This is a genomic window from Robiginitalea insularis (assembly GCF_052497835.1).
Window position 1 is genome coordinate 557,874 of the sequence record NZ_CP199296.1, and the last position, 16,376, is coordinate 574,249.

The 16,376-nt window shown below is 48.5% G+C and carries 11 protein-coding genes, 1 pseudogene and 1 riboswitch; of the genes and pseudogenes, 6 read left to right on the forward strand and 6 right to left on the reverse strand.

The features are described from left to right. Positions 1 to 27 precede the first annotated feature (27 nt). The gene (locus ACT6NV_RS02545; protein ID WP_445385702.1) at positions 28 to 1,326 is read right to left on the reverse strand and encodes an O-acetylhomoserine aminocarboxypropyltransferase/cysteine synthase family protein; all 1,299 of its coding nucleotides are present in this window, start codon (positions 1,324 to 1,326) and stop codon (positions 28 to 30) included. A 122-nt stretch (positions 1,327 to 1,448) separates the two neighbouring features. After that, a riboswitch (SAM riboswitch) is annotated at positions 1,449 to 1,560 on the reverse strand. Positions 1,561 to 1,635: 75 nt separating this feature from the next. Beyond that, on the reverse strand, positions 1,636 to 2,892 hold the full coding sequence (gene metK, locus ACT6NV_RS02550) for a methionine adenosyltransferase (RefSeq protein ID WP_445385703.1): 1,257 nt from the start codon (positions 2,890 to 2,892) through the stop codon (positions 1,636 to 1,638). A gap of 449 nt (positions 2,893 to 3,341) precedes the next feature. Here metK and ACT6NV_RS02555 point away from each other — a divergent pair, with 449 nt between their 5' ends. Then, positions 3,342 to 3,956 (forward strand): deoxynucleoside kinase, encoded by a 615-nt coding sequence (locus tag ACT6NV_RS02555; RefSeq protein WP_445382915.1) that lies wholly within the window; start codon positions 3,342 to 3,344, stop codon positions 3,954 to 3,956. Here ACT6NV_RS02555 and ACT6NV_RS02560 read toward each other — a convergent pair. The 4 genes from ACT6NV_RS02560 to ACT6NV_RS02575 form a co-directional block, all read right to left on the reverse strand. Further along, positions 3,953 to 4,954, reverse strand: coding sequence for an App1 family protein (locus ACT6NV_RS02560; RefSeq protein WP_445385704.1), 1,002 nt, complete (start codon positions 4,952 to 4,954; stop codon positions 3,953 to 3,955). The genes ACT6NV_RS02555 and ACT6NV_RS02560 overlap by 4 nt on opposite strands. Positions 4,955 to 5,053: 99 nt before the next feature. Further along, entirely contained in the window at positions 5,054 to 7,438 is a 2,385-nt protein-coding gene (locus tag ACT6NV_RS02565; RefSeq protein ID WP_445386661.1) for a sodium-translocating pyrophosphatase, read from the reverse strand. Between the two features lie 119 nt (positions 7,439 to 7,557). Then, positions 7,558 to 10,050, reverse strand: coding sequence for a DUF5686 family protein (locus ACT6NV_RS02570; RefSeq protein WP_445385705.1), 2,493 nt, complete (start codon positions 10,048 to 10,050; stop codon positions 7,558 to 7,560). A 162-nt stretch (positions 10,051 to 10,212) separates the two neighbouring features. Further along, positions 10,213 to 11,190, reverse strand: coding sequence for a pyruvate dehydrogenase complex E1 component subunit beta (locus tag ACT6NV_RS02575; RefSeq protein ID WP_445385706.1), 978 nt, complete (start codon positions 11,188 to 11,190; stop codon positions 10,213 to 10,215). A 182-nt stretch (positions 11,191 to 11,372) separates the two neighbouring features. On the opposite strand from ACT6NV_RS02575, the gene ACT6NV_RS02580 reads away from it, so the two are divergent. The 5 genes and pseudogenes from ACT6NV_RS02580 (at position 11,373) to ACT6NV_RS02600 (ending at position 16,285) form a co-directional block, all read left to right on the forward strand. After that, entirely contained in the window at positions 11,373 to 12,119 is a 747-nt protein-coding gene (locus ACT6NV_RS02580; protein WP_445385707.1) for an electron transfer flavoprotein subunit beta/FixA family protein, read from the forward strand. A gap of 39 nt (positions 12,120 to 12,158) precedes the next feature. Beyond that, entirely contained in the window at positions 12,159 to 13,127 is a 969-nt protein-coding gene (locus ACT6NV_RS02585; protein ID WP_445385708.1) for an electron transfer flavoprotein subunit alpha/FixB family protein, read from the forward strand. Between the two features lie 85 nt (positions 13,128 to 13,212). Continuing rightward, positions 13,213 to 13,845, forward strand: coding sequence for a bifunctional nuclease domain-containing protein (locus ACT6NV_RS02590; RefSeq protein WP_445385709.1), 633 nt, complete (start codon positions 13,213 to 13,215; stop codon positions 13,843 to 13,845). 43 nt (positions 13,846 to 13,888) lie between these two features. Beyond that, a pseudogene (locus ACT6NV_RS02595) lies at positions 13,889 to 15,327 on the forward strand (NupC/NupG family nucleoside CNT transporter). Between the two features lie 133 nt (positions 15,328 to 15,460). Next, on the forward strand, positions 15,461 to 16,285 hold the full coding sequence (locus ACT6NV_RS02600; RefSeq protein WP_445385710.1) for a thymidylate synthase: 825 nt from the start codon (positions 15,461 to 15,463) through the stop codon (positions 16,283 to 16,285). Positions 16,286 to 16,376 lie beyond the last annotated feature (91 nt).

Sequence of the window (16,376 nt, forward strand, 5' to 3'; positions counted from 1 at the left end):
TCTTTGTTTATGGCCATACCTCCCGGGTTAGGATGCGGTTAATACCGATGCGTCGATGCTTGCAAATGCCTGCTCAAGGTCTGCGGTCAGGTCCGTGAGATCCTCAAGGCCCACAGACAACCTTATAAGGTCCTTGGTGACTCCTGTGGCCTCTTGTGCGGCATCGTCCAGCTGCTGATGTGTGGTGCTGGCCGGATGGATGATCAGGGACTTTGTATCCCCTATATTGGCCAAAAGGGAGAACACCTGGGTATTATCTGCAATCTTTTTGGCCGATTCGTAACCGCCCTTTACCCCAAAAGAAAGAATTCCGCTCTGACCCTTGGGCAGGTAAGCCTGCGCAAGGCCAAAGTAAGGGCTGCTTTCCAGGCCTGGATAGTTGACCCAGCTCACCTCTTTGCGCTGCTGCAACCATTTCGCCAGGGCCAGGGCATTTTCACTGTGCTTTTTAATCCTAACCTCCAGGGTTTCCAATCCCTGCAGGATCTGGAAGGCGTTGAAAGGACTCAGGCACGCCCCGTGGTCGCGAAGGCCTTCAATGCGGACCTTGGCGATGAACGCAGCAGGGCCAAGGGCTTCATGGTATACCAGGCCGTGGTAGCCCGGGGAGGGTTCGGTGAACTCAGGAAATTTACCATTCGCCCAATCGAAGGTTCCCGCATCTATAATAGCACCTCCAAGCGCGGTACCATTCCCGTTGATGTATTTTGTGAGTGAGTGAATGACAATATTTGCCCCGTGCTCTAAGGGGTTCAGCAAGGCCGGCGTCGCCACGGTGTTATCGACAATAAATGGAACCCTGGCCTTTTTGGCCTCACTTGAAATAGCCTTCAGGTCTAGCACATCCAGTTTGGGGTTGCCCAGGGACTCAACAAAGAAGGCCCGGGTGTTTTCCTGAACAGCCTTTCCGAAATTGGCAGGGTCTTCCGGATCCACAAAGGTGGTTGTGATCCCCAGCCGGGGCAGGGTTACGCTCAGCAGGTTATAGGTCCCTCCGTAGAGACTGCTGGAGGCCACAATGTGATCCCCGGCCTTCAGCAGCACCAGCAGGGCTGTGTTGATAGCACCAGTGCCCGATGCGGTCACTACAGAAGCAATACCGCCCTCGAGGGCGGCAAGACGCTGTTCGAGGATGTCGTTGGTGGGATTGTTGATCCGGGTATAGATATTCCCGAATTCCGCCAGGGAAAACAAATTGGCTGCATGGTCCGAATTATTGAACACATAGGCTGTGCTCTGATAGATCGGGATTGCACGGGTTCCGCCGTGCGCATTGGTGTCGTGACCGGCGTGTAATGCTCTGGTCGAAAATTTCTGATCGCTCATGATTTTAGTTTTTTTATTTGTTGAACATGAAATAAAAAAGCCAAACCAAACGTCAGCCCTCCTGGCTGGCGCACAAATCAAAAAAGTTAAAAAGAAAGAAAATACCCGAAATTAATGGGTGTGTGTTATCTGTCCCGCCTAATACGGGATAGAATGTAGCACCTTCTTTGCTTCTGACACAAAGGGTTGCTAAGGCTTCAAAGGGTCTATTCCCTCCACCTTTCTTGATAACTATTCAATAAGAGTTTGAACTTTGGAATCCCAAATATAGGGATGGATTTTCGAAAAATCCTAATTATCCTACTAATTTTATATGTTAAAAGCTTCCTTTACGGCTTCCACCATATCCAGTTTTTCCCAGGTAAACAGTTCCACTTCCAGCTCCACCCTTCCATTGTAAGGGGATTCAAAGACTTTGGATACTGTGCGCGGGGTTTTTCCCATATGTCCATAGGCCGCTGTTTCCAGATAGATCGGGTTGCGCAATTTTAAGCGCTGTTCTATGGCAAAGGGCCGCATATCGAAAAGTTCAGCCACCTTTGACGCTATTTGCCCGTCGGTCAGTCCTGTTTTGGAAGTTCCATAGGTATTCACGTAAATGGAGGTGGGTTCTACCAGGCCGATCGCATAGCTTAACTGCACTAAAATTTCATCAGCAACCCCTGCAGCAACCAGGTTTTTGGCTGCATGCCGGGCGGCGTAAGCAGCGGAACGGTCTACCTTACTCGGGTCTTTTCCGCTAAAAGCGCCACCCCCATGGGCTCCCTTTCCACCATAGGTATCCACGATAATCTTTCGCCCGGTCAGGCCTGTATCCCCATGCGGGCCCCCGATTACAAATTTTCCCGTGGGGTTAATGTGATAGGTGATGTCCTTATTGAACAGGGCAGCGATACGGGCGGGCAATTTGGCAATGACCCTTGGTATCAGGATGGACAGCAGGTCTTTTTTAATTTGCCTCAGCATTAGGGCATCATCCTGGTCAAAGGGATCGTGCTGTGTGGAAATAACCACCGTGTCTATACGGATGGGTTCGTTCTGATCCGAATATTCGATGGTGACCTGCGCCTTGGCATCCGGACGAAGGTAGCCTATGGCATCCCCCTCCTTCCGCAACAGGGCCAGTTCAAAGAGGATCCTGTGGGCAATATCCTGGGCCAGGGGCATGAAATTGTCCGTCTCCCGTGTGGCGTAGCCAAACATCATCCCCTGGTCTCCGGCCCCCTGTTGTTCCTTTTCACCCCGGTCTACCCCCTGGTTGATGTCCTGGGACTGCTCATGTATGAGGGATATAATGCCGCAGGAATCCCCGCTAAACTGATACGCCCCTTTGGTATAGCCAATATTGTTGATCACCTCACGGGTAATTTGCTGCAGGTCTACATAGGTGTGGCTCTTTACTTCCCCCGCCAATACCACCTGCCCGGTTGTAACCAGGGTTTCACAGGCAACCTTGCTCTCCGGGTCAAAAGCCAGGAAATTATCGAGCAGGGCATCACTGATCTGATCGGCTATTTTATCGGGATGTCCTTCACTTACGGATTCTGAGGTAAATAAATAAGGCATACTTATCTGTTGTTTAAGGGACCGATAAAACTGAGATAATGCCTGAAAGGAAGATTGCATTCGCTTTTACCGCGATGCAAACTGCTTTAGCATTTTTATGGAGAATCTAAGCCCCGAGGTTGCAATCAGTCAAATCTATCCTCTGTAATGGAACGCAAAAATAACCGAATTCTTATTGTCGGCAAAATCGGAAAACAAAAAAGCTGCTTTTTTACCTACCCCTGTATATTCCAACCAGATTTCGTGCAGTTCTTTGGATGACAAAGTATAAAAGTTTCGCTTTTAAGCAGTGAAGGCCCTATTTATCTCTTGGTAATGAAAGAGATGCAGGCTACAAACTGATCTGTTGAGATTTCTCCCTTATTTCATCTAATTTTTTTCCCTTAGCAGGAGATACTTCGTATATTGCTCAACCCTATTTCAGACGACTAAACACAAATAAGATCAGCATGCATATTGCAGTTGCCGGTAACATTGGCGCCGGTAAAACAACCCTTACGAAACTCCTTTCCAAACACTACAGATGGGAAGCCCATTTTGAGGATGTGGTGGACAATCCGTATCTGGACGACTTCTACACCCAGATGGAACGCTGGAGTTTTAACCTGCAGATCTATTTCCTGAACAGCCGGTATCGGCAGATCCTGAAAATCCGTGAAAGCGGGAAAAATGTGATCCAGGATCGCACCATCTATGAAGATGCCCATATTTTCGCCCCAAACCTTCACGCCATGGGGCTGATGACCAATCGGGACTTTACCAATTACTCCAGTCTTTTTGAGCTGATGGAAAGCCTGGTCCTCCCTCCGGACCTGTTAATTTACCTGAGGTCTTCCATCCCTAACCTGGTCAATCAGATCCATAAAAGAGGTCGGGATTACGAAAACTCCATCTCAATTGATTACCTGAGCAGACTCAATGAGCGTTATGAGGCCTGGGTGCAGAGCTATGAAAAGGGAAAGTTACTGGTCATTGACGTAGACCGGCTCGATTTCGTGGACAACCCGGAACACCTTGGAGAGGTAATCAATAAAATTGATGCCGAGATCCACGGTCTGTTTTAAACCAGTCCTAATTTTCGGGCATGCGCCTGAAACTCCCAACTATCATCTACCAAAAATACCGGGGTCTGCTGCTCTTGTTTTATGAGTGCCCTTACCCGTCTCATCCGCCCGCGATGACGGACGGTGCGTAAGAATATTGCCTTGATCCGACCGGGAAATTTCCGGGTAATTTCCAGATAGATATCGGCATCCCGCTCCCCGCTGTCACCAATCAGGATAAAAGGCAGCTCCTTATAGGTCTGAAGGATGTTTTCAATGGCGAGCTGCTTGTGGGGCCCGGGCGTTTTTTTCCGGCCCAATAAGCTGGCCATGCTTCTTAGCAGGATGGGTCCTTTCGGAAAATGGTTTTTTTTAAGAAAGTATTCCAGGTAGCGGTATAGGTTCCAGGGGCTGTGGCTTACATAAAAAACCGGGTTAGCCTGTTTTCCGTCGGTTCCGGCATGCAGTTTCTGATAGAGTTCTGCCGCCCCGTGCAGGGGAATCCGGCTTTCCGCATGCTTAAAAAGGGTATTGATGATTACCTGCCATTTCATGTAGGAGGTCACCCCCGTATGCAGGATGGTGTCATCTATATCGCTTATAATACCAAAGCGGGCTGAGGGTGAAGGGATCAGGAAGGTTCCTGGGAAGCGGTTATCTCGCAGCACCCTGCGTTTGCCATCCGGGGCTGTGAAAGAGACCTCATAAGAGACCCATCCTTCAGAATCGGCCAAAGCCTTCAGGTTTTCGGCCCTGGCATCGAGCAGGAAATAACCCTGGGAGTCGGTTTGTGCTCCCAGGCTCCTGCCATCCGGCAGGCGTAGTTGCAACGGACAATTTCGGATCTGGTCCGTATCAAAGCGTTCCCAGCTGTTAAAAATGAGCCGGAACAAGCCCTTCTGCCCCAGGTCTATTTCAGGATCTTCCAGTGCCCTGCCACGTGCGAACAATTGGGTGTCCGTTCCATAACTCAGAAAGGAGATAAGTTGAAGTGGATCGTTTTTGCCACGGATAAACATACCTTAAAAGTACAAAAGAACACCCCTTCTCAAACGGTTGTCAAAAAAAAGCCCCGGAAGATCTCCCGGGGCTTTGAATAGGTATGAATAACGGTATGTTTATTCCGTTGTAATCTTAATTTCCTTTTCTACCTTTTTTGAAGCTCCTTTAGGGGCCAGGTTGTCCAGTTGGGCCTGTACATCTTCTTTGGTACCCTTAATGGTTTCTTCGGTAACAGAAGCTTCCCCGTTCTCAGTGGTGGTTGTCGTAACCAGGGCGGTATACATGCCTGCCTCGTCACTTTCCATTTTCACTTCCACACGGGTGCTGGTTTCCGATTTTTCGGCATAGGCCGTAATCGCGTCGGCTGAAAGGGCAATACTGGGTGCAATTACCAGGGCCACAACCGAAATAAGCTTCAACAGAATGTTAAGGGAAGGGCCGGAAGTATCCTTAAACGGATCCCCAACGGTATCCCCAACAACAGCAGCTTTATGGGCGTCTGTTCCCTTACGTCCCTGCTCTTCTATCATTTTCTTGGCGTTGTCCCATGCACCTCCGGCATTAGACTGGAAAATAGCCATCAGTACACCGGCAGTGGTAACCCCTGCCAGCAGCCCTCCGAGCATTTCGGCTCCGCCGATAAACCCGATTGCGACCGGCACAGCAATAGCCAGTAATCCCGGTAAAACCATTTCCTTAATAGAAGCCTGTGTGGAAATAGCCACACATTTCTCGTATTCTGCTACACCATCAGCCTCGTCAAATATCTTACGGTCTGCTTCTGAGGCTTTGGACATATCCGAATCGTACTTCCGCATCACTTCCAGAGCTGCTTTGAGCTGCGGAATATCCCGGAATTGGCGCCTCACCTCTTCGATCATCGCCATAGCAGCGCGTCCAACAGCGTTCATAGACAGTGCTGAGAATACAAAGGGAAGCATCCCTCCTAACAGCAAGCCAGCCATGATATCCGGACGGGATACGTCAATTGCGGTTACATTGGCAGTTTTCATAAAGGCAGCAAACAGCGCCAGGGCCGTTAAGGCTGCAGAGGCAATTGCAAATCCTTTTCCAATGGCTGCAGTGGTATTACCAACAGCATCCAGTTTATCGGTGCGCTCCCTTACTTCAGGGGGAAGTTCGGACATCTCTGCGATACCTCCTGCATTGTCCGAAATTGGACCATAAGCATCTACGGCCAGCTGTATTCCGGTATTGGCCAGCATCCCAACGGCTGCAATAGCAATCCCGTAGAGCCCGGCAAAATGATGGGATACCAGGATGGCCGCCGCAATCAAAATGATCGGGATAGCAGTAGACATCATCCCAACTCCCAATCCTGCAATAATATTGGTAGCAGCCCCTGTTTCGGACTGTCGGACTATAGACTTTACGGGTTTGGTACCGGTACCGGTATAATATTCAGTTACTTTTCCAACCAGCAAGCCGGCAACCAATCCTGCGATAGTTGCCCAGAAAACGCCTAGTGAAGAGAATTCCTTTCCGCCTTCAACCCAGCTGGAAGGCAGCATCAGGTCAATCAGGAAGTAAGAAGCTACCAGCATAAAGACTGCTGATACGATCTCTCCTGTATTGAGGGCTCTGTGCGGAGATCCTCCGTCCTTTACACGAACGAAGAAGGTTCCGAGAATGGACATCACAATCCCGACACCGGCCAGAACCAATGGAAGGTATACAGCTCCCAGGCCGTCAAAAGCTTCCTGGAATTCGGGCAGCACTACAAAGGAGGCTCCCAATACCATGGTTCCTATAATGGACCCTACATAGGATTCAAAAAGGTCAGCACCCATTCCGGCTACGTCCCCAACATTATCCCCTACGTTATCAGCAATGGTGGCAGGGTTAAGCGGGTGGTCTTCCGGAATCCCGGCCTCCACTTTTCCTACCAGGTCGGCTCCCACATCGGCAGCCTTGGTATAAATCCCCCCGCCCACACGGGCAAAAAGGGCGATGGACGAAGCTCCGAGCGAAAAACCGGAAAGTACGTTCAGTACTTCCGCTATTGCCCAGCCTTGTCCGCTGTAAAACGTGAACAGCCCGCTCAGTCCGAGAACGCCGAGGCCTACAACACCCATCCCCATAACGGAGCCTCCTGCAAAAGCAACCTCAAGGGCTTTTCCAAGAGAGGTACGGGCAGCATGCGTGGTTCGCACATTGGCCTTGGTAGCTACTTTCATTCCAATAAATCCGGCAAGGGCAGAACAGATTGCTCCTACAATAAAGGATACGGCAACCATTCCGTTTGACCCGGCCTCATTCTGTCCCTTAAAGAAAAGGAGGACAGCTACGGCGGCGACAAATACCATCAAAACTTTGTATTCAGCCTTGAGGAAAGACATCGCACCGTCGGCAATGTTTTTGGCGATACGAGCCATTTTAGGATCTCCTTCTTCCTGTTTGGATACCCATGCATTTTTAACAAATACAAAGACGAGTCCCAAAATTCCAAAGACCCATAAATAATTCACGATTTGTTCCATCATGTCAGTTATTTAGTTATTTAAAGCGGCTGCAAAAGTAGTAAAAGGGTTTAGAATATAAAAGCTATTTTTCCATCGCGAAACCGTCCTTAAAATCCAGACAAGCATCTGAATCCATATCAGAAATGTATCCCGAAGGCACCCGTAATACTAAATGCCCGGGCGTCCGGATTATCCAGGTAATTACCCCTGAAATTGAAGTCTATCCTGAAAATTTTAAAAATATTGCCCACTCCAAAAGAATACTCCCAGTAAATCTGGTCATCAGGGGCCTGCAGGGGTATATTGGCAGGGGCACTAAGGGCGATGTTGGCATCCGAAAGGGATCCCCAGGCCCCCCTAATCCCGACAATCTCACGCAGATTCCATTTCCGGATCAGGGGCAGGCGCGAAAACAGCCGACCGTTAAAATTGTGCTCCAGGTGCACCGAAGCATAGGTGTCTGTTACGAATTCATAAAAATCCAGGTTGGGGAAGGTGTTGTAAATAGAGAAGAGGGTTTGGTTTCCCGGGATCACATTGAGCAGTCCCAGAGGCACTTCCCCGAAGGTTTTCCCGACTTCCACAGTGCTGTACAGGCGTCCGAAACCCCCAACCTGCCAGGGTTGGTTATAGGAAAACTGCAGGCGCTGATAATCAAAATCACTTTCCAGAAACCCCCGCAGCCCCTGGGTATATTGCAAAAACAGGGTGCTGTAATCATTGTTGATGTCCCGTCTTTCCACCCCGTAGCCAATAGTGCGTTTCCCGGGGGAGTAAATCAGGGTGGTGGCCAGTTCGAATTGCTTGATCTCCGAAGAAATCCCTCCGGGGGCATCCGGGTCAATATAATCCAGGCTGAAAGCATCGGGCAGGGCGGAACGAAGCGTCCTGAAACTGCCCCCAAACCGCAACCTGAAATTGGTCAGGGGCTCCGCTTCAATATTCAGCGTACTCAGGTTGATATTGGTCAGGCGGTCATTTTGCCCAACTGTAAATACGGCACTGGAGGCTATACTCCTTCCCAGCACATCTGTGGTGGTCGTCAGACTGATGCCCAGTTGTTCCACATCGCGCCGGTTGCCCCCAGAAATGATCAGGCGGTTTTTGCGATCCAGCAACCATTTCCCCGAGATCCCATATTTAAAACGCTTGTCCATGAAACCATAGGCCATATATCCTTCCAGCCGCCAGGGGTCGTTCTGGCCAAAATAGGTTCGTGCTCCCCCCCTGAGGCGGATACCTTCAGCGTCATTATACCCGAAAATACTGTAGATGTCTCCTATATCCAGGTTCCATTTGTCAATTTCGATATAACCGGAACCCAGGATACTGGCAATATTGTAATAGGTCCTGAATTTGGGTACCGTCCGCAGGGTGTCCAGCAGTTTATAGATTCCCGTTTCATCTTTATTTAAAGCCTCCAGCCGGTTTTGCTCCCAGAAAATTGAATCCCGCTCAAATATCCTGGGATCAAACGGGTCAGATTCGTTTTTGTAAAAACTCCTGGGCAACTCCCTGTTAAATAAGTAGTTGTCATACACCGTGGTCCGTTTTCCGTAAACCCCCCTTGAGGATTCCTTTTTGCTAAAGGCAAAATCAGAAAGCATATAATCCCTTTTGAGCAGAAATACCGAATCAGAAAGGACCTCAAAATCCTGTTCGATATAAATCTCCTTGACCCAATTGATATTGGCACTCTTGGTTACTTGCAAGTTTATTTTTGAAATGGCAAAAGTGGTGTCGTTTACCCAGAAATCTCCCTTGAATGTGAGCTCGTTTTTCCGCCTGGGGTAATAAATAATGTTGTAACACCATTTATTGTCAATATAGGCGCTGTCCGAAAGCACATAATTATAGGTGTCAACCCCTGTTCGCGATAATGGGCTGGTAAAGCTTTTATCAAAGAACTTGAGGTAGTTGTTATAGATGTCATATTCGGAGTAGAGATCCTGCACAAAGGCGATAATTGCCTGGTTATTGCTGAAGCCCGAATTTTTATTACCAAGGACGTCCCGTCTTTCCAGGGCCATCTTGTTGTCTCCCTGTACCTTGGTAATTTTTTCATTGATGAAAATGGGCAGGTAGGTCTTTCCGGTAATCCGTGAGGTATCCAGGTCTTCAAACATAAATTCGAGCCCCCTGAAGACCTTGCTCTGCATCAGGGCACTGTCTATGGTATTAAGGTCAAATTCAACCTTTTCGTATTCGTCGTACTGATACTGATCGAACATTTTCAGGCCGTTGATGCGCTTTTTGGCCCATATTTTCCTGAGGATGTCGATCGCAGGATTGTTTTTTTTGGACTGCTTCCCTACATAAAGGATCACTTCGTCCAGTTGCTCCCCCTCCTCCAAAACAATTTCCATCTGCAGATTAACGCGCCTTTCCAGCACTATTTCCCGGGTGGCATACCCCACAAAGGAAACGAGCAGCGTATCGTAATCCGATTCTGATTCCAGGTAAAAACGGCCATTATCATTGGTAATAGTGCCTTCTGTGGAATTCTTGAACAAGACATTGGCGAAGGCAACCTCCTCTCCGTTGCTGTCGGTAACCAACCCGCCAACCTTGGTTTGGCCTAAAGCCAGAAAACCGGTTAGCAGGAAGAGCAAACAAAAGGATATACGCATGTACTTTAGACTTTGTTCAGCTTATGAAATCGGTCAAAAACAGTGCCGAAAATTCTTTATTACAAGAGTAAAGTACTGATCGGATAGCTTGTGGTTTTAATTAAAAAACTTCGCATACTTTTCATTCGTCTGCGAAGTTTACACAGCTTGTGTAAGCCGTTTCTATTTATACATCACCTTCTTTACGGCCTTTATAACGTCCTCATGGTTGGGAAGCCATTCCTCCAGGAGTACCGGAGAATAAGGGGCCGGGGTATCGGCTGTATTTATTTTGACAATAGGTGCATCCAGGTAATCGAAAGCTTTGTCCTGAACCTGATAGGTTATTTCCGTGGCTACATTTCCGAAAGGCCAGGCCTCTTCCAGTATGACCAGGCGGTTGGTCTTGCGGACAGATGTCAGCACAGTATCTATATCCAGCGGTCGTACAGTACGCAAATCAATGATTTCACAGGAAATGTCCTCTTCCTGCAGCTTTTCTGCAGCTGTATACGCATCCTTGATGATCTTGCCAAAGGAAACAATGGTCACATCTGTCCCTTCCCGGCCTATTTCGGCCACTCCAAGCGGGATGGTGAACTCTCCTTCGGGAACCTCCCCCTTGTCTCCGTACATCTGTTCGGATTCCATAAAAATAACGGGGTCATCGTCCCGGATGGCAGACTTGAGCAATCCCTTAGCATCCTTTGGATTGGAAGGAACCACTACCTTCAGACCCGGGCAATTGGCGAACCAGCTTTCAAAAGCCTGTGAATGCGTAGCAGCAAGTTGTCCTGCAGAAGCGGTCGGGCCCCTGAAAACGATCGGGATGTTGAATTGCCCGCCGGACATCTGCCGCATTTTTGCGGCATTATTGATTATCTGGTCTATCCCTACCAGGGAGAAATTAAAGGTCATGAATTCGATAATCGGACGATTCCCGATCATGGCAGAACCTACCCCGATCCCGGCAAAACCCAGTTCCGAAATAGGTGTGTCAATTACCCGCTCCGGACCAAATTCATCCAGCATCCCTTTTGAAGCTTTATAGGCCCCGTTGTATTCTGCAACTTCTTCTCCCATCAGGTAAATGGAATCGTCCCGGCGCATCTCCTCCGACATGGCTTCGGCAATGGCTTCTCTGAATTGTAATGTCTTCATTCCGTATTAATTCTGCCCCTCCGGGCTTTTATCATTAAAATGCCCGTAAAAATAGAAAATAATACGGCAAAACCAGATTCGAAAAAAGTAAAATTTGGAAGAATTTTATTATGCATGCATAGTATTTTAGAAAAATATTGGCTATCTTAGCAGCCGTCAAAAAAATTGAAAATAACGGTCATATGAAGATATTAGTCTGTATCAGCAGCGTTCCGGATACTACTTCAAAAATTAACTTTACAGCCGACAACACGGCCTTCGACACCAACGGGGTACAATTTGTAATCAATCCAAATGACGAGTTCGGCCTTACCCGTGCCATGTGGTTCAAAGAAAAACAAGGGGCTACCGTCCATATTGCAACCGTTGGCCTGGCCACCGTGGAGCCCGTTATGCGCAAGGCACTGGCAATAGGTGCCGACGAAGCAATCCGGGTTGACGCAGCACCCACCGACGGCCTTTTTGTGGCCAACCAATTAGCAGCAATTATTAAAGACGGGGGTTACGATCTGGTAATCGCAGGAAGGGAATCTATTGACTACAATGGCGGGATGGTACCCGGAATGATTGCTGCCATGCTGGGTATGAATTTTGTCAACACCTGTATCCAAATGGAAATTGAAGGAGACAAGGCGAAGGCGGTCCGGGAAATTGACGGAGGGAAGGAAACTCTGGAAACCAGCCTCCCGCTGATTATAGGGGGGCAAAAAGGCCTGGTGGAGGAAAGTGACCTGCGAATTCCTAACATGCGCGGGATCATGATGGCAAGGCAGAAAAAACTGGAAGTTATACCTGCTACCGATGCCGCAAAGGGTACCGAGGAAGTACGATATGAAAAACCGGCACCTAAAGGCCCTGTTAAACTGGTTGATCCCGATAAGCTGGATGAATTGATCTCCCTGCTCCATAACGAAGCCAAGGTCATTTAAAGACCCCAAAATCAAACAAAAAAATTAGTCTTATACAATATGTCAGTACTCGTATATACCGAAACAGAAAAAGGAAATTTTAAAAAATCTGCCTTTGAGGTGGCCAGTTATGCCACCGCTCTGGCTTCCGAAATGGGAACAGATGCCATTGCCCTGGCCGTGAATGCATCCCAACCGGAAGCCCTGGGGAGCTATGGTATTTCAAAGGTTTTAAACCTGTCAGAAGACCGCTTGTCCGTATTCAATGCCAAGGCAATTGCCATGGCCTTAAAACAGGCGGCAGACCAAACAGGTTCCAGTATTATAATTGTGAGCTCCAGTACAGACTCCAAATTCGCCGCTTCCCTGCTGGGAGGTATGCTGGGGGCCGGATATACCCCAAATGTAGTTGCCCTGCCGGAAAGCACCTCTCCCCTTACGGTAAAGCGCACAGCATTCAGCAATAAAGGTTTTGCCATTACTGAAATCAAGACCGGGAAAGCCATTATCGGAGTCTCAAACAATGCCTTCGGACTAATCGAAAAAGCAGGGGATGCAGTCGTTGAATCTTTCGAGGCCAACCTGCCGGAAGAAGCCTTCAGTACCCAGTCGGTATCGGTTGACAAGGCCACGGACAAAGTAACTATTGCAGATGCAGAAATTGTCGTCTCCGGGGGAAGGGGCCTAAAGGGTCCTGAAAACTGGGGAATGATTGAAGAACTGGCAGAGGTGCTGGGGGCAGCCACCGCTTGTTCCAAGCCTGTTTCCGACCTCGGCTGGAGGCCACACGGGGAGCATGTTGGACAAACGGGAAAACCAGTTGCCAGCAACCTGTATATCGCCATTGGAATTTCGGGTGCCATTCAGCACCTGGCCGGGGTAAATGCCTCAAAAACCAAAGTGGTCATCAATACCGATCCTGAAGCACCTTTCTTTAAAGCGGCAGACTACGGAGTGGTGGGTGATGCCTTTGAAGTGGTACCCGAACTGGTCGAAAAATTAAAGGAATTTAAAGCTCAAAACGGCTAATTTTTGTTAATTTGTCCCTTTAAAGGGCTGTTAAATGACCGGACAACCCTGTTATTTAACAGCCCTTCTTTATTTACATATATTTATGAGCCTAGTAAGGTTGAAAATAAAAGGAATCTCGTACAGCCAGACACAAAATGGCGCCTACGCCCTGATTCTTAATGAAGTGGAAGGTGACCGAAAATTACCTATAGTGATAGGAGCCTTTGAAGCTCAGTCTATAGCGATAGCACTCGAAAAAGAAATCAAGCCCCCCCGTCCGCTTACCCACGATCTTTTTAAGAATTTTGCGGACCGTTTCGATATTGTGATCAAGCAGGTAATTATCCACAAACTCGTAGATGGGGTATTTTATTCCAGTATTATTTGCGAAAGGGATAAGATAGAAGAGATAATCGATGCCCGAACCAGCGATGCCATTGCCCTGGCCCTGCGTTTTGACGCCCCAATTTTCACCTACAAGACCATTCTTGACAAGGCCGGAATCTTCCTGAAATTTTCGAGTAAAGAAAAGGATAAAGAAGATAAGGACGACAGTATTGTAGTGGACGAGATTCTGCAGGAAAGCGAGGCCGTCGAGATTGATTCTGCCGCTTCCTCCGCCTACAAGGAAATGAGTCTGGACGAATTACATAAAGAACTGGAAAAGGCCGTTGCCAGTGAAGACTACGAAAAAGCGGCCCAGTTGCGGGACGAAATTTCTAAACGAAAAAGCTGATTTGAAAGCCCAGCGAACCTTTGTTTTTTGGTGTCTTTTACTGATGGGTTACGCCTTTACCGGGACATCAGCCCTACAGGCCCAAACTCCGGTAACCGATAGTATTGCCCTGCAGTCAGATACCAGTATTCTCAATGATATCAACGAGCCAGTGCTGCGGGAGATTATCCCCAATGAGGGATTCGGGACAGAATCACTGCTAAGGGGTATTCTCGGGATGCTGGTCTTGTTGGCCGTGGCTTACCTGTTTAGCGCCAACCGCAGGAGGATACAGTGGCGGACCGTGGGAATCGGCCTGGCCATACAGCTGTTACTGGCCATCGGGGTGTTGAAAGTGCCGGCAGTACAGTGGTTCTTTAACCTGTTGGGGCAGTTTTTCAACAGCATCCTTAATTTCACCATCGCCGGTAGTACCTTTTTGTTTGGGAACCTGATGGATTTGGATAACGCCAACATCGGTTATGTTTTTGCCTTCCAAATCCTGCCTACCATCATCTTTTTTTCAGCCCTCACCTCGGTCCTGTATTATCTGGGGATCATTCAAAAAATTGTAAAAGGCCTGGCCTGGCTGCTGAGCCGCTCCCTGGGCATTTCTGGTCCTGAAAGCCTTAGTGTTGCCGGAAATATCTTCCTGGGCCAGACTGAAGCCCCGCTGCTGATCAAGGCCTATCTGGAGAAGATGAACCGCTCTGAAATCCTGCTGGTTATGATTGGTGGGATGGCCACAGTTGCCGGTGGTGTTTTGGCCGCTTATATCGGTTTTCTGGGGGGTAACGACCCGGAATTGCGTCTGGAATTCGCGCGCCATCTGATTGCCGCCTCGGTAATGGCAGCCCCTGGTGCCATCGTAATCTCCAAAATGCTCTATCCGCAGACCGAAGCGGTAGATAGCGTTATTCGTATTTCCAATGAAAAAATCGGAAGCAATATCCTGGATGCCATTGCCAATGGAACAACTGAAGGCCTGAAACTGGCGGTCAATGTGGGAGCCATGTTACTGGTATTTGTTGCCTTTATTGCCATGCTCAATGGCATTTTAGGCTGGGTAGGAGATTTCAGTACCATCAATGGATGGATTGCTGCCAACACCCCTTATGAGTCCCTCTCCCTTGAAGCCATTCTCGGGGCTATTTTTGCCCCGCTTATGTGGCTGATCGGGGTAAATTCCCAGGATATCATGATGATGGGGCAACTGCTGGGAATCAAACTGGCGGCCAGTGAATTTGTAGGCTACATACAATTGGCCGAATTGAAAGACTTTACGAGCGACACTCATCTGAACTACCAGAAGTCTGTGCTGATGGCCCCTATATGCTGTGCGGATTTGCAAATTTCGCCTCCATTGGCATTCAGATCGGGGGTATTGGTTCCCTGGCTCCCGGACAGCGAAAAACCCTCTCCGAATTCGGTTTAAAAGCGGTTCTTGGAGGTACCCTTGCCTCCCTGCTGTCGGCCACCCTGGCCGGAATGATACTGGGCTGATCTGTAAGCCGCACCCGGGGGTTGATAAGTAGTGGAAAAAAAGCGCATCCTATCAGTCTTAACCACCTCCTCATTGTTTATTTTAGTCTGCGCCTAATGAAAAAGATCACGAGCGAAAAATAATCAGGCCCTTATGAAACAATACCACGACCTGCTGAACCACGTACTGGAAAACGGACAATCCAAAACAGACCGCACAGGAACCGGAACACTCAGTGTTTTTGGCTACCAAATGCGTTTTGACCTGTCTGAAGGCTTTCCACTGGTCACCACCAAGAAAATCCATGTTAAATCCGTAATCCATGAGCTGCTTTGGTTCCTCAAAGGAGACACCAACGTGCAATACCTGCAAGAGAACGGGGTGCGGATTTGGAATGAATGGGCCGACGAAAACGGTGACCTGGGGCCGGTTTACGGGCATCAGTGGCGCAACTGGAATTCTGAAAATATCGACCAGATCAAACAACTCCTCAGTACGCTGAAAAACAACCCAGACAGCCGCCGGATGCTGGTTGCCGCCTGGAATCCGTCTGTATTGCCGGATACTTCGCTTTCCTTTGCCGAAAATGTTGCAGCAGGCAAAGCGGCCTTACCTCCCTGTCATGCCTTTTTTCAGTTTTACGTGGCAGACGGCAAATTGTCCTGCCAGCTCTATCAGCGCTCTGCCGATATCTTTCTGGGCGTTCCTTTCAATATCGCGTCCTATGCGCTGTTAACCCTGATGATTGCACAGGTCTGCGATCTGCAACCAGGAGATTTTATACATACCTTCGGAGACGCCCATATTTATAACAACCATATGGAACAGATTCAGTTACAACTGAGCAGAGAACCCCGCCCGTTACCCAGCATGAAACTGAATCCGGAAATCAAGGATCTGTTTGCCTTTCGCTTTGAAGATTTCCAACTGGAAAACTACGATCCGCATCCGCATATCAAAGGGGCTGTAGCTGTTTAAGGTTTTAAGTAACAGCCGCCAACCCTTTCTCTGCTAATTGTCTATCACTTAAAGGCATCGCTTTCTGCCATTTTCGGAATAAATAAAATCG